The following is a 24,566-nucleotide window of genomic DNA, read 5'->3' as shown; positions in this document are numbered from 1 at the left end:
TTAATCTCGTGTTAATATGAGCCCACTTTTTTTGTGAACTGTGTCGGTTTTTAATTGGCTAAAAAACGCCCTCAACCCAATCGCCTGAAACACTGGCTGCGCCGTCTGCTGTGGTTTATCCCCGGACTGTTGCTGGGTTTGTGTGTGCCCTGGTATCTGTACATTGATCATGTTACTGAATCCATGCTGGATGAACAATGGGACATTCCGTCGGTGATTTATGCCAGGCCTCTGGAGCTCTACCTGGAAAAAAGGCTCACCACCAGCGCCTTACAGTATGAGCTTGATCTGTTGGGTTACCAGGCGGTTTCCGGGACCCCCAAACCCGGGCAATATCAGCGATACAAGGATCAGTTTGATATTTACAGCAAAGGCTTTCAGTTTGCCGATGGTGCCACCCATTCCAGGCGTGTCAAAGTCACCATTGATCGGGGCCGCATCAGTTACCTTTCACCTGAGATTTACCGCCTTGAACCGAAGGTCATAGGTCAGTTTTTTTCCAGTGGACTGGAAAGCCGGCAGCCCGTTGCCATCACCAGCATACCGGATTCAATGGTTCAAGGACTACAGGCAGTTGAGGACCGTCAATTCAAACACCACCACGGGGTATCCTGGGTGGGTATTCTGCGGGCCGCCATTAAAAACCTGATGGCTGGCAGGGTGGTGCAGGGCGGCAGCACGTTGACCCAGCAACTGGTGAAAAACAAACTGGCGTACCATGACAACAACCTGTTCAGAAAACTGCATGAAGCGCTGGCCGCCACCCTGGTAGAGCACAAGTTAAGCAAACAAGACATATTACAGCTTTACTTCAACGAAATTTATTGGGGTCAGGACGGTCCTGTGGCCATTCATGGGGTGGTGGAAGCGGCGCAGTACTATTTCGCCAAACCGGTGGAACGTCTGTCAATCGCTGAACAGGCTTTGCTGGTGGGAATCATCAAGGGTCCATCCTGGTACAACCCATATAAGCAACCTCAGCGTGCCACAGAGCGCCGCAATCTGGTACTCAAAATCTGGTATGACACGGGCATCATTAGCCAGTCATTATGGCAATCAGCCAACAGGCAACCCCTTGGGGTTTCTCAACACCGGCGGCTGAAAACCGATTATGAGGACTACATAGATGTGGTCAAAAGGCAGCTTCGCAGCCAGTTCAGTCGTGCCGACCTCAGTCAGAAAGGCTTGAAAATATTTACTTTCCTGGACCCTTATGTGCAATTCAGAACCAACCAGACCGCCAGGCAAACCAGCCAGTGGTTGTCTGAAGACGTGGAAAGTGCCATCATTGTTTCAGGTGCGCAGAATGCTCAACTCATGGCAGTATCAGGTTCCAAAAACACCCGCTCTCATTATAACCGGGCCTTGTTGGCCAAGCGGCAGATTGGATCATTGATTAAACCACTGGTATACCTGGCAGCTCTGGAGCTGTTGCCGGACTTCGATCTGGAGGCGCCGTTGTCTGACACTCCGATCAGGATGACCACTGATGATGGCACGGTTTGGCAACCAAAAAACTGGGATCAGCAAAGCCTCGGTGAAATCAGTGCCAGACAGGCTCTGGTGCAATCCCGAAATCAGGCCACGGTTCACCTGGCTCAGCGCATCGGTCTGACCCCATTTATTCGCTTTCTTTCCAAATTGGGTTTAACCATCAAGCGCAGCAATCATTACTCCCTGTTCCTGGGTGCCACAGAACTGACTCCATTTGAAGTGCACCACCTGTTCGGTGTGTTCGCCTCGCGAGGTGTCAATGCCCAGGTATTGGCGGTTAATTATGTGACTGGCAGTGATGGACGGGTGCTCAGTGAAAGCCGCATCAAACAGAACGTCATTGCCGATCGGCAAAACATTGATGTCATCAATCAGGCCTTGCATGAAACCACCACCAGCGGTACGGCCAGAAAATTGACACAACAATTCCGCATTCCTGGTATTTTATTTGGTAAAACCGGAACCACCAATGCCGGCCGTGACAGCTGGTTTGCCGGGTTTGATCAGCACCTGCAGGCCACGGTTTGGGTGGGTCGGGATGACAATGGAGCCACCCGCTACACAGGCAGCAGCGGAGCACTGATTTTATGGGCTCATTTATTCCTTAATTTATGATCTGACCCTTGTGGGTACAGGTGAATACCGATATCATGAGCGGCTATGAAAACGACCCTCTTCAAAATACCTGTATTGATCCTGTTGGCCATGTCACTGACCCATTGTAGCTTGCGTCGGGTAGATGTTGATGATGAAGTCCGTCAACCAGCAGAACAGTCTGAGTCGGTGATACAAATTGCACCCATGGCACCAGAAGCGGTGCAGATTTTAGTCAGTCAGGCCGATGAGCACTTAAAGGAGGGGATGCATAACCAGGCCCTGATGACTTTGAAAAGGGCTTTGGACATCAGTCCACAATCAGCACTGGTGCAACAGCACATGGCAGAGGTTTATTTGTCCGATGGTCAGTATCAGTTGGCTTTTGACTGGTCATCGATGGTGGTGAATCAGGGGCCTGCTTTTGGTCCTTTGTGTGAACGTTCAAGACGCACCCTCGCATTGGCGGCTGAAATGCTGGCAGATGTAGAAACCCAGTCCCGTGCCCTGGAGTCCGTTGCAGGTTGCAGTCAAAAACAAGCACCCAGATTCTGAACCATGAATGTAATCGACGTTCTGGGAGACGATGGCCTGCTGGCACAAAACATCAGCGGCTTTGTACCTCGTGAGCAACAGATCATCATGGCAGAAAAAATTGTTGAGGTGATTGATCAGCAGGATGTGCTGATTGCTGAAGCTGGTACCGGAACCGGAAAAACCTTTGCCTACTTGGTGCCGGCCCTGATTTCCGGTAAAAAAGTGATTGTCTCTACAGGCACCAAAACCCTGCAGGATCAATTGTTTACCAAAGACATACCCCGGCTGTTGACAGCCATGTCGCTGAAGATCAAAGCCCGTTTACTGAAGGGCCGTAATAACTACCTGTGTCTGCACCGCTACCACAAGGCGGCGTTGATGCCGATCAGTCGGTTTCCGGAAAACAAAGCGTTGTTTAAGCACCTCCGGCAGTGGATTTATGACACCTCATTGGGTGAAGTGTCTGAGTTCGTAGATCAGGTTGAAAACCGCTTGTTGCTGGCCAACCTGACCTCAACCCCGGAAAACTGCCTGGGTTCAGAGTGTGATCACTATCAGGACTGTTTTGTTTACAAAGCGCGGCGCAAAGCGCTGGATGCTGATTTGCTGGTGATCAATCATCACCTGCTGTTTGCTGACATGGCCATCAAACAGGGTGGTTTTGGCGAATTGCTACCCAATGCGGACCTGATCGTGCTGGATGAGTCTCATCAGGTGCCGGAGATAGCCGGCCGTTTTTTCACCCATCTGTTCAGCTCCAGACAATGCAAAGAGCTGCTCAATGATTTGTTGACCGAAGCCGGTGAGGTGGATGCGGCATTTGCGGCCATCAGTGAACCACATGAGCATTTCAAACGCGCTTTGCGTGATGCCTTGCTGGTCATGAGTCAGATGCCTGAACGGGAGAGTACCCGGCGCTTGTTTCAAACCCCTGTCGTGATTGAGGCTTTCGATTTGTTGATGCACCAAGCCAACACTTTACTCAGTGCGCTTGAACCTCTGGTGGTGCAATCCACCGGGTTGCAAAATGGTTATGTCAGACTGGCTGCCATGATTGACTTGCTGGAGGACATGCGTCAACAGAGTGATCCTGCTTACGTCTATTGGTTTGAAGCCCGCGAAAAATACTTCGCTTTGCACAAATCACCACTGGATGTCGCTGATCCGCTGTCCGAATTCAGGGCCACCATGGATGCGGCCTGGGTGTTAACCTCAGCCACCCTGGCAGTGGATCAATCCTTTGCTCATTTTCAGTCCCAGACCGGGTTTGAGCCGGCTCAGACCCTGTTGCTGGACAGTCCTTTTGATTACCAGTCTCAGGCGCTGATGTTGTTGCCCAAAAACCTCCCTGAGCCCAATGATTTCCACTTCAATCAGCGCATGTTTGAATACCTGCAGCCTTTGATTGAGCAGGCCACCGGTGGGGTCTTTATGTTGTTCACTTCTCACCGCTCGCTCCAGATGGCTGCCAGTCATTTTCGTCAGGTCAGTGACAGGCCGTTATTTGTGCAGGGTCAGGCAGACCGCAATCAGATGCTGGAAGACTTCAGGGCCGCGGGTAATGGCTTGTTACTGGGGGCCGCCAGTTTCTGGGAAGGGGTTGATGTTTCTGGCACCAGCCTGAGCTGTGTGATCATTGATAAACTGCCTTTTGCCCATCCGGGAGAGCCGGTCCTGAAAGCCCGGATTGAACACATCAATAAGCATGGTGGTAAAGCATTCTATGATTTACAAATACCGAAAGCCATCATCAGCCTGAAGCAGGGGGCCGGCAGATTAATCCGCGGCGTTGATGACCGTGGGGTGTTGGTGATTTGTGATCGTCGCATCATCAGCAAGTCATACGGCAACCGTTTTTTAAATTCTTTACCGGATATGCCAGTGACCCATGAACTGGATTCAGCCATTCGTTTCATGACCCAGTCCACTGCCTCCAATGGTCATTGATGTTGGTATCAGCCAGTTTGCATTGACAGCTTGTGACCCATTTTCAAACACCACAAGACCATAACCCCAGACATCGTTTAACATCACCATGACATGTGCTGTGTCATAATGTGGCGATGAAAAAATTGCTTTATTGGGGTTGCATGTTGTTGTTTGCCGAGCCTGTACTGAGCATTCAGTATCAGCGTTCAGGCCATGATGTGCTGACTTATGTTCACGGCCCTTCACAACTTGGTATCGTCGATACCAGACCCATTGATATCGATCAGGATGGTGACATGGATCTGGTTTCCTTGTCATTTGAAGATGGCAGCCTGAGGGGCTATCTGAATGATGGACAGATGAATTTCAGCCAATTGATGATCAGTGAAGACACGCCGGGAGCACTGCGTTTTTCAGCATACCATGATCAAGGGTGGCACTTCATCATACCATCGGTCCAGACCGACCAGATTCACTTGATTGAACCGTTTGACGACGGCTACCGGAAAACCTTAGTTACTGACCAGGTGTTTTTGCCGATTGATGCTCAGGCTCATGATTTTGACGGTGATGGTGATTTTGAGGTAATGAGTTTGTCATTTCAAAATGACGCGGTTTATCTGAGCCAGAAAGACCAGGCCGGCAGCCAGTATCAGACCCGGCAAATTGTCAACAACATCAGTCAGCCGAGGATGCTGCTGGTTGCGGATTTTAATCAGGATGAGTTGCCGGATGTGCTGGTATCAGCTTCAGGTACCAATGACGTGTGGTTGCTGGAGAACCAGGGTGCATTGAACTTTCAAGCTGTCCCCATAGACCAACACTTCCCCGGTGCCAATGAACTGGCTTTGTGTGACATCAATCAGGATGAAAAACAAGATTTCGTGGTCTACACCTCGGCCAATGAACAGCTGCTGGGAATGGTCAACCTGGGAGGTGGCCAGTTTCAGAAGATTGAAATCGGATCATTAATTGCGGTCAATGGCATACACTGTGCCAATATCAATGATGATCCGGCTGAAGAAGTGCTGATCACTGTGGGTGGACTTGGTCAAGTGATTTCCTATGAGCCCATATCCAACGCCCAGTCGACGTTGCATGCCAATCTAAGGGATGGTTATGTGAGTGTCCATGTGGCAGCACTCAGTGAATCAGCTGAACCCTGGATCATTACCCAATCTTTTTTCAGTCAACGGGTGCTGTTGTATGACCCCGGCCAATTGAACCAAGAGGTGGTGGTCTGGGAAGATTATCCAGAGGGAGCCAATGCAGTTGTGAACGGGGATCTTAACAAGGATGGGGCCATAGACTCGGTGGCTGCCAGTTTCAGGAGCCATCAGGTGATTGTCTATGATGGGCTTGATCATGCCAAACATTACATAGACACCAATGCCAGGGGCGCTGCGAAGGTGTTACTGGCTGACCTGAATGATGACCGGTTACCGGATGTGGTTGCGGCAGCCACCAATGACAACAGTATTTACTGGTACCAGAATCACGGTGAGTTTCAATTCACCAGGCACCTGATAGATGATCAGCTGACCGCTGTGAATGACATCGCCCTGGCTGACCTCAACCAGGATGGACAAATCGATGTCGTGGCCATTTCCAGTGCCACCAATGAGGTGTATTGGTATGAACAAGCCGCTGATCACTTTATCAGACACCTGGTCTCTGATCAGACAGATGCACCGGTGGCTGTGGCAGCCAGCGATTTTACCGGAGATCAGCTGCCTGATCTGCTGGTGTTGAACTTTTTCACTGGCAGGGTGGATGTTTTTGAAAACAACGGGTCAGGTTCATTCAGTCGGTTCATTGTTGCCGAAAATCTTGCGCGGCCTTATGACATTGAGGTGGCAGAACTGGCAGGACTCCAGCAGAAGGGGGTGTTTATTTCTGAATCAGGCGGCAATTCTGTCTATCAGGGGGTGCTCACAGCCGGTGGACTTGTGTTGACGGAAATCATCAGTACGGTGACCAGACCCAGGGCATTGTCATATGATTCAGTGGCTGATGTATTGCGGGTAGGTGCTCCATTTGTTGATCTGCTCTACCAAATCAACGACCCATTTAGAATGCCTTCTCTGGATCCAGATGAATTAAGTGTCCTGGGGATCAGTGATGTATCAGTTTTCAACACAGCAGTGAACGGAACCAACCGGCAAAGCGTTTCAGTCATCACCGCGTTTGATGAAAATGCAGTGATCAAAATAAGGCACAACGATGTGGTTTTCTACAACGGCGCAGAAAAATAAAAAAAATGTGACCGATAATAAAAAGAACTTCGTTATAATAGATACCATCACGATTTATTTAGAGGATATTATGAAAAAAACCATATTAAAAGCAGGCGTTGTGGCCGCTTCTTTGCTGTTCAGTGTGAGCAGTTTTGCTGGCGGAACCTGTGACCTGACCAACATTGCGGCTTGGTCTGCTAACCAAAACCCAGCCAATCTGTTGTCAGTATCTGATCAGGCTGCTCATGACAACACATCTTGTGGTTTGCAACTGGAAGTTGCTGAGCAACAAGGCGGCGCTGCACGTCACTGGGTACAGGACGACAGCCCAAATGGCGAACTTCGCTACCGTGTTTCTTTCTGCTTCAACCCCAACAACATTGAACTGCCTTCAACCGGTCCGGAAAGACGTTTGAAGGTACACATTGCATCTTGTGGATCACCTGCTGGCCCAAACAGCTGCTTTGGTTTTGATAACCTGATGTTGAAATTTGACAACACCAATGCAAATGCGGCCACTCCAGATTACCGAATCATTGGTTATGTGCGTGACAACAACATAGCAGGTGCTGCCAAGCGTAACGTTTTTAACTTCCCGGTTCCTGACGCACCATTCAGACTGGAATATGATTTGTTGTTTGGCGCCAATGACACAGGTCACCTGAAAATGTGGATTGATGCTGAAAATGAAACAGATCCTCGTATACTTGAGTTGACTGGTCTGGACCTTGATCCAGCGATCTTCAAAGGCATCTTCCTGACCCGTATCGGTCAAATGGGTGTTCATGAAAGTATTGCAGCTGGTCAGGAATACTACTTTGATGAGTTTGAATCAAGAAGACAAACCTTCATCGGTGGTGGAGCATGTCCGCACACTCCTCCAGCTCCCTGATTCAATTAACATCAATTGATCAACTAAAACCTGCCTTGTAAAAGGCAGGTTTTTTTTATGCTTTTTAATTCGTTATTGTTTCTGCTGGTGTTTCTGCCAGGCTGCCTGCTGTTGTTTTGGTCGTTGAACCGATACTCACCGGGTCTGGCTGCTGTTGCCCTGATTTTGTGTTCATTGTTTTTTTATGGGTGGTGGAAATGGAGCTATTTGTATCTGTTGCTGATTTCAATGATGTTCAATTACTTCATTGGGATCAGGTTACAGAAAAATAAATCAATGGGCTGGTTGGCAACAGGTGTGGTTGCCAATTTGGCTGTATTGATTTATTTCAAATACACCAACCTGATCCTTGAAACCCTGGCTGGTTTAGGCTGGCATGAGTCAGCCACCATGAACATTGTGCTGCCACTGGCCATTTCATTTTTTACTTTTCAGCAAATTGCCTATTTGGTTGACAGCCATCAGGGTAAAGTCAAAGATCAGTCTCTGGCATCATATGCCTTGTTTGTGACTTTTTTTCCGCAACTGATTTCGGGGCCGATCGTACATCACTCAGAAATGATGCCACAATTTCATCAGGCACGAACTTTCCAGCACAAGTTGATGGCAGCAGGCATGACTTTTTTTATCATCGGGCTGTTTAAAAAAGTGGGTGTGGCCGATGAATTGGCCTGGTATGTGAAACAGGTGTTCGAGCAGGAAAACTTGTTGCAGTCTTCCAATGCCCGCGAGGTCTGGATGGCCTCTGTGGCATATACTTTTCAGATTTATTTTGATTTTTCCGGATACTCAGATATGGCCATAGGATTGGGCTTGATGTTTGGTGTATTCTTGCCCATTAATTTTAATTCTCCCCTTAAGTCGACCAGTATCATCATGTTTTGGCGGACCTGGCACATGACGTTGTCCAGGTTCCTCAAAGACTACTTATATATTCCGCTTGGAGGAAACCGCAAAGGTTATTTCTGGCAAATGGTGTTTCTGATGGTGACCATGTTGTTGGGCGGGTTGTGGCATGGTGCGGCTTATACTTTTCTGCTTTGGGGGGGTATGCACGGTGTTTTTCTGATCATCAATCATGTGTTCCGAAAGTGGTTGCCGGGCAGGTCAGTGAACGCCCGTTTTTCACAATCTGTATGGCATGCAAGCTCCTGGTTGATGACTTTTTTGGCTGTGGTACTGGCTTTTGTGGTTTTCAGGGTGAACGATCTGCACTTACTCGGTGACATCATGTCGTTGATGTTTTTTATTGAGCCGGGTGTTGAGTCAGGTACTGGTGTGTTTGCTACCACACAAGTGGTTTTCTTATTGGGTTGGTTGTTATCGCTCGTGGTGGTGGTGACTGCTTTGCCCAATACCCAACAAATCATGGGGTATGATGTAGAGAACAAGGTTCTCACCCAAGCCCTCTGGAAGCCCAATGGTTTATGGGTGTTTGTCATATTTTTGTTGTCGGCAATTTCATTTTTTAAAATCATGACCAATGGATACACAGAATTCATCTACCGGTTCTTTTAAACGTTACTGGCGGCTACTGGTGATGTTGCTCTTGCTGTTGTTAATCACGGCAGAATTGTTTGTGCGACTGATTGTGGTGAAACTGCCAAGGTCGACACCGGCATTGATTAACCGGGTTTACCAGGCCACCGGTGATCAGGTGGTGGCTGGAGATTCACAAATGTATCGGGCATTTCTTGAACAGCAGGATTTCGTGAATCTGGCCCGACGGGGTAATCCCATACCTGCGGTAAAACTGACTCTGGAGAAATATTTCAGCAATAAAATACCATCCAGGGTTGTTTTACAGGCTTCGCCACAATTGTTCAGCAAACCTCAGTTGGAGCGGAACACCCAGCGTTACGATGCGTATTTCAATCTGAATATGGCCTTTTACAAACCATACCTGTTTGAAAAAGGCATCACCGAATTCATCAACGAAATAAAATCAGTCAGTCAGGCTTATCAGTTGCTGATGCAATCTCAGCCGCCTGAATTTGAGGCCAGCAGTCAGGCATGGTTGGCAATGACTGACCAACAACGCAGCAACAGGGTCCGGGCCAGGGTTGAGCATCACATGCCACAATGGCAGGACAACAGAACGGCAGACTATCAACGGATATACCGGGAGCTGATCAGCGGGCTCTTGTCAAAACAAGCCAGTGTGTGCCTGGTCAGGCCGCCGGTCAACGCAGAATATCTGGCAGTCACCGCTCAAAGTGAGGCGTATTTGCAAGCAGAATTATTTTTCCTGGAACTGGCCAGAGACTATAATGTCCGCTACGTAGACTTTCAGGAATTACCGATTGACTTCGAGGAATCAGCATTCATCAATCAGGACCACATCACTCCGGCAGCCAGTAAAACGTTTTCTGCATTGGTTTTCAGCCGTTGTTTTGACCCACACAGCAGTTCAGGCAACCGCTGACCACCTCAGGAGCATGTAAGCCGTGTTGTTCAATTCACTTGAATACCTGTTGATTTTTTTGCCACTGATGACACTGGTCTATGCCCTGTTCATCAGAATGGGCCACAAGGTGGCTGGCATCTATTGGCTGATTGCCGGATCTTTCCTGTTCTACACCTGGTGGAAAGTCGAATATTTGTTGCTGTTGCTGGGATCAATCTGCTTCAATTACCTCGCTGGCCAGGTGATCATGAAACAGCGTTGGTATGCCCGTTGGGTGATGATTTTAGGTATTGTTGTTAACCTGGTCATCCTGGGTTACTACAAGTACAGTCAGTTTTTCCTTGGCATTTTTGGCTTGGAAGGATTGCTTGAACAAGTGATTTTGCCATTGGCCATTTCATTTTTTACCTTCCAGCAAATTGCCTATCTGGTCGATGCCAAACAAGGCAAAATAGAAGACAATACCTTCCGAAGCTATGTCTTATTCGTGGCTTTCTTTCCACAATTGATCTCAGGACCCATTGTGCACCACAAAGACGTGATGTCGCAGTTTTCCAGTCGTCATGAAATCAAACTGACCCACAAGATCATTGCGGCCGGGATCACCATCATCATCATTGGCCTGTTTAAAAAAGTGGTACTGGCAGATGGACTGGCCCCCCACGCCAATTGGGTGTTCGAACTCAGCCATCAGGGGCAGGCGCTTTCAGCCTGGCTTGCCTGGAGTGGTTCACTGGCATACACATTACAGATTTACTTTGATTTTTCAGGGTATTCGGACATTGCCATTGGCAGTGCCTTGCTGTTTGGTATACAGTTACCAATCAACTTCAATTCGCCGTATAAGTCGCGCAGCATCATTGCTTTCTGGCGTCGTTGGCACATCACCTTATCGGCATTTTTAAGGGACTATTTATACATCCAAATGGGTGGAAACCGCAAAGGCGTGGTGAACCGATACGTATTTTTGATGATCACCATGTTGTTGGGTGGTATGTGGCATGGAGCCGGTTGGATTTACATCATTTGGGGCGGTTTGCATGGCCTTGCTCTGGTGGTCAATCATTTATACAGACAACAAATGTCGCCTGGATTTGCCCGCGTGGCAGCGGATTCGAAAATGTACGATCTGGGCAGCTGGATAATGACCTTTCTGTTTGTCAACCTCACCTTCATTGTCTTTAAGTCTGAATCAGTGGGAAGCATCCTTACCTTGGCCAGCAGCTTGTTAAACTTCGGTATGGATTTGCCGGGCAACATCCTTGAGCAGGCGGTATTTGTCATTCCGGGACCTGGTTGGCTGACATTGTTGCTGGTGTTGTTATTGTGTGTGGTGGTCAAAACATTTCCCAATACGCAGGAGGTCATGGACTATCAGCAAAATCACAACTACGCCAGTACATCGAGCTGGAACCCTGGTATTTGGTTTACCGCAATCATCACCTTGATGGTATTTATTTCGTTATTTAAAATCATTGGCAATGGCTACTCAGAATTTATCTACCGGTTTTTCTAAACGGCACCTGTATATGGTGTTGTTGATGGTGCTGACCTTTCTGGTTACCACGGAGTGGTTTCTGCGGTCTTACATTGTGACCATTCCCAAATCGGTTCCTCAAAGGATCCACATGGTTTACAGTTCGGACAGCCCTGATGTGGCTGTAGGTGATTCACACATTTACCGTTCTTTCATTGACCAGGATCTGTACTTGAATCTTGGCCGGGGTGGTTCAACCATCCCGGTGATTGATTTATTCATCAGAAATTATTTCAAATACCGCATGCCTGGCAAGGTAATCGTTGAAGCATCACCGCAATTCATCAGTGAAATCCACCTGCAATGGCATGACAAAAATCACCATCAGTTTTTCAACATCAATCATTGGTTGATTCCAAAGTTATACGTCTTTGAAAAAGGCATTGCTCAGGAAATCATCAGATTGGCTGACCCTGAACATGCCACAGATGTGATTTTTCGCAGGTGGCCGGATGAAATGAAGAAAAGCAGATACTGGTCGACCACAATTGATCCGCAGGAACGCCTGGATAAAACCCGTTCAAGGGTGGATTTCCAGCAACCGTTATACGGTTCACCGGCGGCTGAAAATTACTTCAGAATTTATCAGGAGATGCTGGAATTTTTGCAGGCAAAAGGGGCCCGTATATGTGTGCTCAGAACCCCGGTGGATCCGAACTATTTAGCCATGATAGCCAGCCGTGATCCCTATCAGAAAACCATCTCCCGATTCAAGGACATCGCTAAATCATTGGGCCTCAAATATGTTGATTTCAGGGAATTGGACATGTCTTTTGAGTTTGCGGCCTTCATAAACCAGGATCATTTGATGCCTGATCAAAGCCGTCAATTTGTTGAATTGGCAGATCAGGCTTGCTATCAATGACCGCCGTGCAGAAGACGTTCAGAAAGGACATCCAGGGTCTGCGGGCATTGGCCGTGCTGGCTGTGATTCTGGACCACCTGGAGGTGCCTTTCAGCAATGGTGGCTTCATTGGTGTGGATGTGTTTTTTACCTTGTCAGGATTTTTAATCACCCGGCTGATTGTTGAACGCCTGCAGGGGGATGGGTTTAAGCTCTTTGGTTTTTATAAAAACCGTTTTTGGCGCTTGTTTCCGGCATTGCTGGTTACCCTGGCGGTGACTTTGCTGGTAGCTGTTCTGTTATTCCCTGCCGTGCTGATTTCAGACACAGCAGAGGCCTCGCTGGCGGCCTTGTTTTCGGTTTCAAACCTGTATTTTTTTACCGAAGCCGGTTATTGGGACTACACCGCTAAATACAAGCCGCTGTTGCACACCTGGTCTTTGGGTGTCGAAGAACAGTTTTATGTGCTGTATCCGGCGATGCTGATTTGGGCACACCTCAGAAAATGGAACCTGCGGTTAATCCTGTTGGCAATGGCGGTCCTCAGCCTGTTGCTGTCAGTGGTGGTGACCGCCAGCAACCCTGATGCTGGTTTTTATCTGTTGCCATTCAGGGTCTTTGAGTTTTGCCTGGGCGGACTGGTCTGTTTATGGCCACAACAGCGGTTATCCGAAAGGCTTTCAGCCCTGATCGGCGTGTTGGCTTTGGCCGTGTTGGTGGCTTGTGTGTATGCATTCGAATTCATTGAACGGTTTCCATCATGGTGGCCCCTGATTCCTTGTTTGGCCTGTGCGGTCTTGTTGTTAATCAGACCGGTGGGCTTCAACCGCATCATTCTTGAACATCCGGTGATGGTCGCCATCGGCAATTTTTCTTATTCCTGGTATCTGGTTCATTGGCCGGTGGTGGTGTTTTACCTGTTTGTCTTACCGCATAAGCCTGAAGGCGTTGATCAGGTCATCATGTTTTCAGGCTCGTTGCTATTGGCTGTTCTGCTCCACCGTTTTGTCGAACAACCCTTCAGGTACCACCGACGAAACAGTTGGTTGTTGTGGTTTTTTGTGCTGCTGTTGATTTGGCTTTGCTTTTGGCTGATCAGTCGGGATGGGCAGCTGAAAAGCACCGTATTACCGGTCAGTGAAGTCACTTCGTTGTCAGACAAAGCAGTTAATCTGCAGCGTTACCAACTGTGGTTTTCACAATGTGATACCCACAGCAGGGGAATCAGCGAGCAGTGTCTTGAACCCCATAAAATCAGTCAAAACGTTTTGATTGTGGGAGACTCGTTTGGCATAGATGGGTTCAACATCATGTCAGCCTGGCAACCCGACAATCACTACATATTGATGAGTGAGAAAGGCTGTCCGCCGATCATCAACACCTCGCAGGTGCTGAACAAATCGTGTGATGCGGTATTTGACAGGCTGCTACATTACTTGACTGACAACCCAGGTGTTGATGAAGTCGTGTACAGCATCAGGATTGATTTTGCCCGGTTACCCGCATTGCGGAAAAGTATACAAACTCTGATTCAACACCCTGTGCGGGTCACTGTGCTGGGCGTGGGTCCGCAATACCAGGAACAGGCCCGTATTTTAGCGCATGGTGCAACCGATTTCGCGGAAGCAAGTAAACGGGTCAATCAACACCAGCAAAACAGGTTGTACGTTCTCAATGAACAAGCCAAAGAGCAAGTTGAGCAGGCCGGAGCGCGATACATTGATAAGCTCAGTTATTTCTGTCCTCAGCAGCAATGCCGGGTTTTTACTGAAGATCAGAAAGAAATGGTCACCTATGACCGAAATCATTTATCATTGGGGGCCAGTATGGATTATGCAAAATACCTGGTACAATTTGATTCGCCAAGAGAAGTTCAATGAACAACCCAACCCTGACCGAACAACTGCACCAGTGTGTTCAATTAATACAGACCAAAAACATCAACGATCGCACCTTGTCAGAAATGCAATCGGTGATGGCGCAACTGCAGCACAATGATCGTTTCATGCTGGCATACCTGGGTGACACCCTAAAAGCCATGATCAACAGTCTGAAAAACAACCAACGGGTCAGATTGAAAAAGCTGGCTACGGTGTTGTTGGCAAGACTGAGTGCTTTTGATCACTGGTGCCAGGAAGGCAATGAAACCATTGGTTTGATCAACAGTGGGCAAATCAACCCCTGCTCGATCAAACCATTTGTCAGGTTTGATCAGGCGGCTTACGACCAATACTACCAAGAACAAAACAAAAGCCTGTCTGCAGAACTGAAAACCAAACAATTCAAGGATCATTCGAACCAGGATTTTGTGCCCATTGAGCTGACCAAAAACATCAACCACGTGTTTCGCAAAACCTATGCGGTGAACATCATCGAAACATTGATCGGGATATTCAGACAATTGGGTGTCAATGAGGGCCGGTGGCTTGATGTGGGCTGTGGTGTGGGTTACATAACCAATGCGGTTAACCCTTATCTGTATGGCACGGATCAATGGCAAATCAAGGGCTGTGACCTGCAGCCGAGCAGGGTGGCATACGCCAGCAAAAATGCGTCTGCTGGCAAACAATACAGTTGTGAAGACGCTTTCAGTCTGATTGCCAGACTGGCTGAGGAAGGCAAAAAAACCAACGTGGTATCGATGTTTGAGTTTTGTGAACACTTTTCAGATCCGGCAAAGCTCATTCGCCAGACCTGTGAATTGCCGGTGGATGTGGTGGTGCTTGGTACACCTCTGGAACAAAAAGTGAATTACCCGATGAACAAAGAACCTGATCCCGTACATTTATGGGGCTTTGCCAGAGGGGCCATGGAGGCCATCATCGAAACCACCCCAATGGATGTCTTGTTGGTCACAGAGACCAGACTGGGAGGCGTTGGCCCTGGGCTAGACTGGCTGACTGTGGTGGCTGTTTCTAAACCGATGTCAGGCAGGATTCAACAAGAGTACAGTGGTCATGGCTGACCGGCAAACCACCCTGGTCACCGGCGTCCCACGCAGTGGCAGTACCTTGTTGATCAAAACCATTGCCGAAAACAGTGTTGACACACTGGTGCTGGATGAGCCAGGTTGGTTAAAAAAAATCAGACAAACCAGTGAGCCTCATGCCACGGCAGATGCCTTGAATGATCACCTGGCCGTGCTGAGAAACCAAGTCAGCAGACAAAAACCGATCGAATTGACTTATGGTCTGGATGGACAAGAAATCGCTGACAACCACTTCAAACGCACCGCTGAGGGAATCCAAAGAACCAAAACAGCGGAGCTGATCACACCAGAGCCTCACTGGAGTGAAATACACTGGTTCATCAAATCCAATATTTATTTCACGGCGGTGTTGGATCAGCTGCTTGAATCTGGTTATTTTCAGATCATTGCAACAGTCAGGAATCCGGTCGCTGTGCTCAAATCGTGGAGGTCACTGGATGTCTCGGTCAGCAAAGGCCGTTCTTTGATGGCTGAGAAATTTGATCCACAACTGGCGCATCTTGGTGGCGTCAGTGACCGTTTACATCGACAGGTCTTGTTGTTGGACTGGATGTATAAAAAATACCTCAACAAGTCAGGTGTTGACGTGGTTAAATATGAATCATTCGTTGAACAACCCAATATACTGAACAGCATGATTGAAGGTTGTCACATTCCAGCAGAATTGAAATTCAGCTCACAAAACAACAGTGATCATTACGATCATTCTGAAACCGAAGCGATCATCGGCTGTTTAGAAAAGTATGGGCAGTATTACAAATATTTTTACCCGGAACCGGCGGTTATATGAAACGGCGGCCCACAGCTCCGGTGAGAGACACATATGTTGATTGACAAATGCAAGATCATTGATTTGCCAGTGGTGAACAATCCCAAAGGTAATTTAACTTTTATCGAGGGCTCCAGGCATGTCCCGTTTGACATTGAACGGGTCTATTACTTGTATGATGTGCCAGGTGGCGCGGAACGGGGTGGACATGCTCACAAAGGCCTTCATCAGCTCATCATTGCCCTCTCAGGTAGTTTTGACATCAAAATAGACGATGGCCACAGCAGCAAAGTGATTCACATGAACAGGTCTTATTATGGCTTGTATTTATGTCCCATGATCTGGCGTGAAATCAGTAATTTTTCTTCAGGATCTGTGTTGATGGTATTGGCGTCAAATAAGTATGATCCAGATGACTATTACCATGATTATGATGAATTTGTGGACATTGTTAATCAGCGGCAATGACTGTTCGGTTTTTTAATTTTGCGGCAGAAAGCCAGGATTACATGGCAGCGGTGCGGCAAGCCATTGATGACACCATTTCATCAGGCCAATTTATACTGGGACCAAAACTGCAGGCATTTGAAACGGCATTTGCTGAATACATCGGGGTCAATCACTGTCTTGGTGTGAGTAACGGTCTGGATGCCATTCGGTTGATTTTAAAAGCCCTGCAAATCGATGAGCATGCTGAAGTCATTGTGCCGGCACACACCTTCATTGCGTCATGGTTACCGGTGAGCGATTTGGGCGCGAAAATCATACCTGTGGAACCGGACGATCAGGATTACAACATCAACCCGGCAGCGCTTGAACAGGCCATCACTGAACGCACAAAAGCAATTATGGTGGTTCATTTGTACGGTGCTCCGGCCAACATGTCAGCCATCAGGGCCGTGGCTGATCGACACCAGCTGCCGGTCATTGAAGATGCCGCTCAGGCTCAGGGTGCAAAATGTGAAGGCGCAATGGCCGGATCCATGGGGCTGGCAGGGGCTTTTAGTTTTTATCCAACCAAAAACCTGGGTGCCCTCGGAGATGCCGGTGCCATCACCACCAATGATCAGGCCTTGTATTCCAGGCTGCTGAAGCTGCGTAATTATGGTTCAGTGGTAAAATATCAGCATGACATGCCGGGACTCAACTGCAGGCTTGATGAGATACAGGCTGCAGTGTTGTTGGAAAAGCTGACATACCTTGAATCGAAAAACCAACAAAGAAATCAGATCGCCGGCCAATTCCTGCAAAACATCAAAAACCCCTTGCTTCGCTTACCTCAACAGGTATCAGGTCATGTCTGGCATCAGTTTGTGGTGCGGGTAACAGACCGTCAGGCCTTCATGAATCACCTGCAAAACCAAGGTGTGGAAAGCATGATTCATTACCCGGTTCCACCTCACTTATCCGGTGCATACCAGAAAGAATACGGGGACAGTCATCTGCCATTGACTGAACAGATCTGTCAGCAAGTGGTCAGCCTGCCTATTTATCCTGGGTTGTCTGAACAGGAAATCCAGCAAGTCATTGCGGCTTGTAACAGTTTTCAAGAACCATTGTGATTATTGTATATATTGTTGAAAAGGGCCTGTTGGAACAACAGGCAGTGTTACTGCAGAAATCAATCAACCGATTTCACCGCTCTGCAAGTGATGTCACCGCTGTGGCGTGTTGTGTCAGGGAAGCATATCAACCGTCAGTAAGCACCATCAAAAGCATTGAAAACCTGGGTGGCAAGTATGTGTATCAAAACCTGAACACCCGTCACGACTATTTTCCATTGTGTAACGGCATCTATGCCGCCAGTGAAATCGAAACACAGACTTCTGAAGACATCTTGTTGGTGGATACAGACACCGTGTTTGTTAACCCGCTCGATGCCCGTTGGCTGCATAAGTACCCGGTGGTTGTCAGGCCGGTAGACAACAAGGGGATTGGTTCTGCTGGTGATGAAGATCCGGCAGATGGATATTGGCAACAAAGTTTTGGCTTGTTTGGTTTGCCGGCGCCTGTAGCAAATATGACCACCACCGTTGATCAACAGCTGATCAGGCCGTATTACAACTCAGGTTTTGTGTTCGCCCGGCATGAACTCGGATTCTTTACACAATGGAAAAAAACGTTTGAACGACTGATGGACAGTGAGGTCAGAACTGATTCGGGCTCTTCCCGGCATCAGGTCAATTACGGTTTCAATGAGCAAATGTCAATTTCTATTGTGCTGCAGCAACTCAAAACGGAACCGTTGATTCCCCCGATCACGATTAACTACCCACTGCCATTCAGGCCGAGGTTTAAAAAGCAAGGAGCAAGTGATCCGGCGGCCAGTGACCTGATACATGTACATTATCACCGTTGGTTTCAGCACCCTGATTTCATCGGACATGTGTTTGATCAGGAGGAACAGAAATTGCCTTCCATCAGCTGGCTGGCCTCAGAACTGCCTTTTTATCCGACGATCAGCGGACCACAAAAGTGTTAAAAAAAGCACGACCAGAATGTTCTGATCGTGCTTTATCGGTGCAATGAGCCGTGGTCCTTATTTTTTCAATATGGCTTTTTCCAAAGCTTCAAGGCGGGTCTTCAACAGTTCATTTTCAGTCGCCAGATCGTTGATTTTGGACTCTTTGTCAGCCAGCTTATCAGCCAGGGCTTTGATGGAAGCCAGCGCGACACCAGTGGTGTCCAGGGTGGCTATTTTATCTTCGCGACTTCCCAATCCAAATAGTTTATAAAAATCCTGGGCCATGGGGCCAAGGTGTTTGACATTGTCTTCATCAAACTTGTAATTCCAAACAGAGATGGGTAAATCCATCACTTTTTGCAGCACTTCAGCGGTGTTCACCTGTGCGATGTTTTCCTTTGAATTAACATCAGAGTTTTGTGACAGTGTGCCGAGAATGGTCAGGTTGCCGGTGCTTTCCAGATCAAAAATCCGCGCAGCAGGATCACCGATCTCAAATTCTCCTGTATCAAAAAACTCAAAACGACCGGTCAAAGAACCGGTTTTACCATACTGCAGACTGGCTCCCTTGTTGGCAATTTTCCAGGATTCACCCGTGGTGCTGTCTTCCAGCTTCAGGGTGATGTTGGAACTGGCACTCACATGAAGGGCATGACTTGGTGAAGGCGTACCAAAACCGATGCGGCCATCGGTGTTGATGTATACGGAGTTGGAAGGTGCTGAAGGTCTGATTCTGAATGGGAGATTACTGCCATTGGTGGCATCCCGTATGAAGAAGTTGGTCTCATTACCAGCCACATCCCAGGTTTGTGGTGTCCAGCCGCTTGAGCCGTTCTGTTCCAATCGCATCGTTGGTGAGTCGCCATCAACGATGTGCATCTCCACCGTAGGCGTGCTGGTGCCTACACCAATCCGGCCTCCGTCATCCACATACAATGCATTGCTTCTGGCATTGGCTTCAATGGTAAATGGTACCCGGCTGCCATCAATGTCTGTGATGGAAAATTTATTGGCGCCGCCATTGGATGAGTCATTGACCGTAATTTCCCAGTCTCTGGATGGGAAGCTGGCAGAATTACTGGTATCGAAAAACCGGATTCTGAGGTTGTTTTCTTTCAGCCTGAGGGTATCAAAACCAAATGACTCGCCGTTGACGCAATCAAGACCAACACATATTGAACCGTCGACAATCAGGTCATCAGCGATCACCTGATCACGGGTGTTTTGCTCATCGAGATCAACGATGGTACTGCCGTTGACTACGGTGAAGGTTCCCGAAATGCTGTCGCCAGCTGCCTGGGCTGAATTGGCCTGGTCCCGGCTTTTGTTGAGTTTCTGAGTCAATGGTGATAACTCATATTTGTAAATGCCATCAGCAAATTGAGACAAAGCAAAGTCAGCAGCCTCAAAAGTGATGGATTCTGTTGGCGCCAGATAAACAGTTTTGAGCGTACCTTCGGGTAACCTGAGGCGTAACTCATAGCCACCCTGGCTGTCCAGCCCATTGATTTCAAGTTGATTGTTGTATAACAAGGCCTCGGTGTCTGCCTGGGCCATTCCACTCAGTCCCATGGCCACGGCCAATGTCAAAGATTTAATGTTGAATTTCATATGATTTCCCCTGTGATTTGATGAATACTACACATTTGAAATACTAACTGAACACCTCCCTTTTGTCATTCAAAATATCATAATTCGCACAACTAAGGGTCTGATTTTAAGACCTGATTCACAGATTGGAATTTCAGTTGATGGCAAGAGGGCCCTGATTATCTCTCAGGGGCATCGGGTCCACTTGACCTGCTGTTCGGGTTTTAGGTGTTGAGGGCTCATCAGTTGACACCGAACAACACATGATTTTCGCCGGCATTCGGTCTACAATAGTTGCTCCATTCAGTAAATCAAAAAACATGAACAAAACCCTGTACCTGGTCGACGGATCCTCTTATTTGTTTCGCGCATTTTTTTCACCCGGACTCAATAGATTAACCAGTCAGGATGGCCACCCTACCGGCGTGATGTATGGGGTGACCAACATGCTCAAGAGGATGTTGGATGAATATGATCCGGAGTACATGGTGGTGGTGTTTGATGCCAAAGGGAAAACATTCCGGCATGATATGTACGCTGAATATAAAGCCAACCGGCCGCCCATGCCTGATGATTTACGGATGCAGCTGCAACCGACCAAGGACCTGATCAAGGCCATGGGTATCCCAATGCTGGAAATTCCGCATGTCGAAGCCGATGATGTGATTGGCACCCTGGTTAAAAAAGCCGAGAGTCTGGGAATAGAAACGCTGGTTTCCACCAGTGACAAAGACCTGGCCCAATTGGTCTCAGACCATGTGACACTGGTTAATACCATGTCTGACGTGGTGTTGGATGTGGCCGGGGTCAAGGAAAAGTTTGGGGTCGAACCCGAACAAATCATTGACTATCTGGCATTGATTGGGGATTCTTCAGACAACATTCCTGGCGTCAATAAAGTTGGTCCTAAAACCGCAGTCAAATGGTTGCACGAATATGGCACAGTGGACAACATCATTGCCCATGCCGAAGAATTCAAAGGCAAAGTGGGTGAGTATTTACGAGAGGGTATTGAGCAACTGAAGCTTTCCCGGGAACTGGTGGTGATTAAAAAGGACTGCGATGTTGACTATCAACCAGGAGATTTTGCCCTGCAGGAAAAAGACATCGGGCGCCTCAATGACATCGGTCAGCAATATGACATGAAAAGATTTGCTGAATTAAAAGCCGAAGATGTCAAACAGCAAGTTTCTGAACCCAGGATCGAATACACCTGTATTCAGGACATGGAAACCCTTGAGCAATGGCTCTCAGCGATCAAACATGCCGGTTTGGTGGCATTTGATCTGGAGACCGACTCGTTGAATCCGATTGGTGCCCGATTGGTTGGCATGTCTTTCAGCCATTCCGCCGGAGCAGCCGCTTATGTCCCTTTGGCTCATGAAACCGAAGAGCCACAGCTGCCACTGGATGATGTATTACAGGCTGTGATACCGGTGATGCAGAGCGTCGATGTGGTGGGGCAGCATTTCAAATACGACCTGAACGTTCTGTCAGGGTATGGCCAGCAAATCACATCACAAAAATTCGATACCATGCTGGAATCCTATGTTCTGAATGCCGCTGCTTCGCGACATGATATGGATTCATTGGCTGCATTGTACCTCGATAAAAAGACCACCAAGTATGAAGACATTTGTGGCAAAGGTGCCAAACAAATACCTTTTGCACAGGTGTCACTGGCTGATGCCACACATTACGCTGCAGAGGATGCTGACATCACCCTGCAGTTGCATCACGAATTGTGGTCCCGGTTATCAACAGCAGAACAAAAAAAGGTTTTCACCGACCTGGAAATGCCATTGGTACAGGTGTTGGCGGGTATGGAGCAAACGGGTGTGCTGCTCGACAGTGAAGAGCTGGCGAGACAAAGTGAACAGCTGGCAATTCGCATGGCAGACCTTGAAGAGCAGGCTCACGAGCTGGCCGGTAAGTCTTTCAATCTTGGTTCGCCGAAACAATTGCAAACCATTTTGTTTGAGGAGCAGGGCTTGCCGGTATTGAAAAAAACCGCCACCGGTCAGGCCTCAACTTCCGAAGATGTGTTGCAGGACTTATCCGGTGAATATGAGTTGCCGGCAGTGATTCTTGAGTACCGCTCATTGAGTAAGCTGAAAAGCACTTATACCGATAAATTGCCTCTGGAAGTGAATGCAAAGACCGGCCGTGTTCACACCTCCTATCATCAGGCGGTGGCCATCACTGGTCGTTTGTCATCGGCGAACCCCAATTTACAAAACATCCCCATCAGGACCAAAGAAGGTCGCCAGGTCCGCAAAGCTTTTGTAGCACCTGAGGGCTGGGTTTTGATGGCGGCAGATTATTCCCAGATTGAACTGCGCATCATGGCTCATTTGTCTGGTGACGAGAACCTGTTAGCTGCATTCAACAATGATGTAGATGTACACAGTCAGACTGCCTCCCAGGTGTTTGAGACTCCGCTGGAAGAGGTCAGTTCAGAACAGCGGCGGGCAGCCAAAGCGATTAATTTTGGCCTGATGTATGGCATGAGTGCTTTTGGTTTAAGTAAACAATTGCACATCAGCCGCAAAGAGGCCTCAAAGTACATGAAACAGTATTTTGCTCAATATCCCAAGGTGGCTGGATTCATCGAGTCAGTGAAGCAACAGGCTGCAGAACAGGGTTATCTGGATACGTTGTTTGGGCGACGCCTGTTTTTCCCTGAAATCAATAACCGCAATGCAAGGGTGCGTTCCGGTGCAGAACGAGCGGCCATTAATGCGCCGATGCAAGGTTCTGCGGCTGACATCATCAAACAAGCCATGCTGGCAGTGCACGAGCAGATTGCCGGAGCTGATGACATACGCATGATCATGCAGGTACATGATGAGTTGGTTTTTGAAGTGCGCCGTGAGCAGGCTGCAGACTGGTCAGAAAAGATCAAATCACTGATGGAACAGGTGGTTCAACTCGATGTGCCTTTGGTGGTTGATTATGGTGTGGGAGACAATTGGGATGAGGCCCATTGAACAGCCATGCTCATGGTTCAGGATGCCAGGTTGGCTGGTGGGATCAGCGCTGTGGTCATCGCCTTCAGTCAGTGGGCTGACAGCAGCGCAGATCACCGCATCAGGTAACCTGCCAGGTAAGACTTAATACATAAGCAAAAGTTAATGAAACGCCGTTGACAGCATTCTTTTATACACAGCCCTTCACAGCCATGTCACAAAACAAGACTTTAGCTACTTTCACTTTACTTTCACATGCAATAAATCACGTAAGTGATTGATAAATAAGTGTATTCGCAGAGTGGTTAAAGATTAACCAATGTGACTCTGTTGTCCTGCCTCTGCGCTTGAGGCCTGCTTAAATCAAAGTTATGAACAAAGTTATCCACAGAATGTGTGGATAACTCCCGGGGTGACTGGGTGCATGGTGTGAGCTGGTTCACAAAACAGCTGAGGACTGCGTTGGTGGTACAGCCAGCCTGCCAATTGTTCGTGGTTAATTAAACGCGCGGTACATGTTCCAGGCCAGAAAAATCAGCATCAGGGCAAATATTTTTTTCAGCCAATTGACGGGTAATTGATGGGTCAGTCTGGCACCCATACGGGTGGTCAGCAGACTGCCTGCCGTGAGGGCCAGTGTGGCTGGCCAATAAACATACCCCAACACATGATCCGGTTGACTGCCCGGGTATTCGGTATTCATATTCTGCCAGGAAAAAACCAGTGTTGAGGTCAATGCAATGGGTAAGCCAAGAGCGGCCGCAGTGCCAATAGCGCGTTGTATTCTGATGCCATACCAGGTCAGATAAGGAACAGTCAATGAACCGCCACCAATGGCCATCATGGCGGAAAGGCCGCCGATGAAGGTGCCGGCTACAATGCCATTGACACCTGGGATGGTGCGGGATTCCTGCAGCTTTTCCTGACGTTGATCAAACAACATCCGTAATGCAATCAGCAGCATCAGCAAGAAAAAGATCAGTGCCACCTGCTGTGCTTTGATGTGCAATACCCCGAAGGTGGCCAATAAACTGCCAGCCATCACGGCAGGTGTCATCAGACGCACCACTGGCCACAGAATGGCCTGATGTTGATGATGAGAATGGGTACTGAGCAGGGCATTGAAAATAATACAGGACATCGAAGTGGCCAATGCCATGTGGGCGGCCACCAGCGGATCCACTTGTTGCCAGAGAAAGAAAGCGCTGAGGGCAGGGACTAACAAGGCACCACCACCGATGCCAAATAAGCCGGCCAAAAAGCCGGCCACCATGCCCAACAGGATCAGCAGCAGCCAGGCACTGAGCATCTGGA

At 48.2% G+C, this 24,566-nt stretch carries 18 protein-coding genes; 16 read left to right on the top strand and 2 right to left on the bottom strand.

Annotated elements, in window-relative coordinates; translation table 11 throughout:
• Positions 1-54 precede the first annotated feature (54 nt).
• The 15 genes from B0475_RS11530 to B0475_RS11460 all read left to right on the top strand — a co-directional run bounded on the left by B0475_RS11530 (position 55) and on the right by B0475_RS11460 (position 18,711).
• Positions 55-2,109, top strand: coding sequence for a transglycosylase domain-containing protein (locus B0475_RS11530; protein ID WP_077412007.1), 2,055 nt, complete (start codon positions 55-57; stop codon positions 2,107-2,109).
• Positions 2,110-2,154: 45 nt separating this feature from the next.
• Positions 2,155-2,643 (top strand): tetratricopeptide repeat protein, encoded by a 489-nt coding sequence (locus B0475_RS11525; protein WP_077412006.1) that lies wholly within the window; start codon positions 2,155-2,157, stop codon positions 2,641-2,643.
• A 3-nt stretch (positions 2,644-2,646) separates the two neighbouring features.
• Positions 2,647-4,572 carry an ATP-dependent DNA helicase gene (locus tag B0475_RS11520; protein WP_077412005.1) on the top strand — a complete coding sequence of 642 codons (1,926 nt, stop codon included), beginning with the start codon at positions 2,647-2,649 and terminating at the stop codon, positions 4,570-4,572.
• 116 nt (positions 4,573-4,688) lie between these two features.
• Complete coding sequence (locus B0475_RS11515; protein WP_077412004.1) at positions 4,689-6,809, top strand: FG-GAP repeat domain-containing protein; 2,121 nt, start codon at positions 4,689-4,691, stop codon at positions 6,807-6,809.
• A gap of 70 nt (positions 6,810-6,879) precedes the next feature.
• Positions 6,880-7,683: a hypothetical protein gene (locus B0475_RS11510; RefSeq protein WP_077412003.1), complete on the top strand. Its 804-nt coding sequence runs from the start codon at positions 6,880-6,882 to the stop codon at positions 7,681-7,683.
• A gap of 57 nt (positions 7,684-7,740) precedes the next feature.
• Positions 7,741-9,201, top strand: coding sequence for an MBOAT family O-acyltransferase (locus B0475_RS11505; protein WP_077412002.1), 1,461 nt, complete (start codon positions 7,741-7,743; stop codon positions 9,199-9,201).
• Positions 9,167-10,108, top strand: coding sequence for a hypothetical protein (locus B0475_RS11500; protein ID WP_077412001.1), 942 nt, complete (start codon positions 9,167-9,169; stop codon positions 10,106-10,108). The genes B0475_RS11505 and B0475_RS11500 overlap by 35 nt, the downstream gene beginning before the upstream one ends.
• Positions 10,109-10,130: 22 nt before the next feature.
• Entirely contained in the window at positions 10,131-11,606 is a 1,476-nt protein-coding gene (locus B0475_RS11495; protein WP_077412000.1) for an MBOAT family O-acyltransferase, read from the top strand.
• Positions 11,572-12,492: a hypothetical protein gene (locus B0475_RS11490; protein ID WP_157892886.1), complete on the top strand. Its 921-nt coding sequence runs from the start codon at positions 11,572-11,574 to the stop codon at positions 12,490-12,492. The genes B0475_RS11495 and B0475_RS11490 overlap by 35 nt, the downstream gene beginning before the upstream one ends.
• Complete coding sequence (locus tag B0475_RS11485) at positions 12,489-14,351, top strand: acyltransferase family protein (RefSeq protein WP_077411998.1); 1,863 nt, start codon at positions 12,489-12,491, stop codon at positions 14,349-14,351. The genes B0475_RS11490 and B0475_RS11485 overlap by 4 nt, the downstream gene beginning before the upstream one ends.
• Entirely contained in the window at positions 14,348-15,436 is a 1,089-nt protein-coding gene (locus B0475_RS11480; protein ID WP_077411997.1) for a class I SAM-dependent methyltransferase, read from the top strand. Before B0475_RS11485 ends, B0475_RS11480 begins: the two co-directional genes overlap by 4 nt.
• Entirely contained in the window at positions 15,429-16,250 is an 822-nt protein-coding gene (locus B0475_RS11475) for a sulfotransferase (protein ID WP_077411996.1), read from the top strand. The genes B0475_RS11480 and B0475_RS11475 overlap by 8 nt, the downstream gene beginning before the upstream one ends.
• 33 nt (positions 16,251-16,283) lie before the next feature.
• Complete coding sequence (locus B0475_RS11470) at positions 16,284-16,697, top strand: sugar 3,4-ketoisomerase (RefSeq protein ID WP_077411995.1); 414 nt, start codon at positions 16,284-16,286, stop codon at positions 16,695-16,697.
• Positions 16,694-17,791 (top strand): DegT/DnrJ/EryC1/StrS family aminotransferase, encoded by a 1,098-nt coding sequence (locus B0475_RS11465; protein WP_077411994.1) that lies wholly within the window; start codon positions 16,694-16,696, stop codon positions 17,789-17,791. Before B0475_RS11470 ends, B0475_RS11465 begins: the two co-directional genes overlap by 4 nt.
• The gene (locus tag B0475_RS11460; protein ID WP_077411993.1) at positions 17,788-18,711 is read left to right on the top strand and encodes a hypothetical protein; all 924 of its coding nucleotides are present in this window, start codon (positions 17,788-17,790) and stop codon (positions 18,709-18,711) included. Before B0475_RS11465 ends, B0475_RS11460 begins: the two co-directional genes overlap by 4 nt.
• 57 nt (positions 18,712-18,768) lie before the next feature.
• Here B0475_RS11460 and B0475_RS11455 read toward each other — a convergent pair whose 3' ends face one another.
• Positions 18,769-20,304 carry a tail fiber domain-containing protein gene (locus tag B0475_RS11455; protein WP_077411992.1) on the bottom strand — a complete coding sequence of 512 codons (1,536 nt, stop codon included), beginning with the start codon at positions 20,302-20,304 and terminating at the stop codon, positions 18,769-18,771.
• Positions 20,305-20,603: 299 nt separating this feature from the next.
• Here B0475_RS11455 and polA point away from each other — a divergent pair, with 299 nt between their 5' ends.
• Positions 20,604-23,273 carry a DNA polymerase I gene (polA, locus tag B0475_RS11450; protein WP_077411991.1) on the top strand — a complete coding sequence of 890 codons (2,670 nt, stop codon included), beginning with the start codon at positions 20,604-20,606 and terminating at the stop codon, positions 23,271-23,273.
• Positions 23,274-23,748: 475 nt separating this feature from the next.
• Here polA and B0475_RS11445 read toward each other — a convergent pair whose 3' ends face one another.
• Positions 23,749-24,561 (bottom strand): sulfite exporter TauE/SafE family protein, encoded by an 813-nt coding sequence (locus tag B0475_RS11445; RefSeq protein WP_077411990.1) that lies wholly within the window; start codon positions 24,559-24,561, stop codon positions 23,749-23,751.
• Between the last annotated feature and the right edge of the window lie 5 nt (positions 24,562-24,566).

Origin of the sequence: Marinicella sediminis (genome assembly GCF_002000055.1) — a bacterium.
In the GTDB taxonomy this organism is placed as follows: domain Bacteria; phylum Pseudomonadota; class Gammaproteobacteria; order Xanthomonadales; family Marinicellaceae; genus Marinicella; species Marinicella sediminis.
Note: the sequence above shows the minus strand (reverse complement) of the source record. Positions and strands in the feature narration are given on the sequence as shown.

Coding starts and splice junctions, on each gene's coding strand:
- B0475_RS11525 (WP_077412006.1), top strand. CDS start 2,155: ATGAAAACGACCCTCTTCAAAATACCTGTATTGATCCTGTTGGCCATG.
- B0475_RS11520 (WP_077412005.1), top strand. CDS start 2,647: ATGAATGTAATCGACGTTCTGGGAGACGATGGCCTGCTGGCACAAAAC.
- B0475_RS11515 (WP_077412004.1), top strand. CDS start 4,689: ATGAAAAAATTGCTTTATTGGGGTTGCATGTTGTTGTTTGCCGAGCCT.
- B0475_RS11510 (WP_077412003.1), top strand. CDS start 6,880: ATGAAAAAAACCATATTAAAAGCAGGCGTTGTGGCCGCTTCTTTGCTG.
- B0475_RS11505 (WP_077412002.1), top strand. CDS start 7,741: ATGCTTTTTAATTCGTTATTGTTTCTGCTGGTGTTTCTGCCAGGCTGC.
- B0475_RS11500 (WP_077412001.1), top strand. CDS start 9,167: ATGGATACACAGAATTCATCTACCGGTTCTTTTAAACGTTACTGGCGG.
- B0475_RS11490 (WP_157892886.1), top strand. CDS start 11,572: ATGGCTACTCAGAATTTATCTACCGGTTTTTCTAAACGGCACCTGTAT.
- B0475_RS11485 (WP_077411998.1), top strand. CDS start 12,489: ATGACCGCCGTGCAGAAGACGTTCAGAAAGGACATCCAGGGTCTGCGG.
- B0475_RS11480 (WP_077411997.1), top strand. CDS start 14,348: ATGAACAACCCAACCCTGACCGAACAACTGCACCAGTGTGTTCAATTA.
- B0475_RS11475 (WP_077411996.1), top strand. CDS start 15,429: ATGGCTGACCGGCAAACCACCCTGGTCACCGGCGTCCCACGCAGTGGC.
- B0475_RS11470 (WP_077411995.1), top strand. CDS start 16,284: ATGTTGATTGACAAATGCAAGATCATTGATTTGCCAGTGGTGAACAAT.
- B0475_RS11465 (WP_077411994.1), top strand. CDS start 16,694: ATGACTGTTCGGTTTTTTAATTTTGCGGCAGAAAGCCAGGATTACATG.
- B0475_RS11455 (WP_077411992.1), bottom strand. CDS start 20,304: ATGAAATTCAACATTAAATCTTTGACATTGGCCGTGGCCATGGGACTG.
- polA (WP_077411991.1), top strand. CDS start 20,604: ATGAACAAAACCCTGTACCTGGTCGACGGATCCTCTTATTTGTTTCGC.
- B0475_RS11445 (WP_077411990.1), bottom strand. CDS start 24,561: ATGCTCAGTGCCTGGCTGCTGCTGATCCTGTTGGGCATGGTGGCCGGC.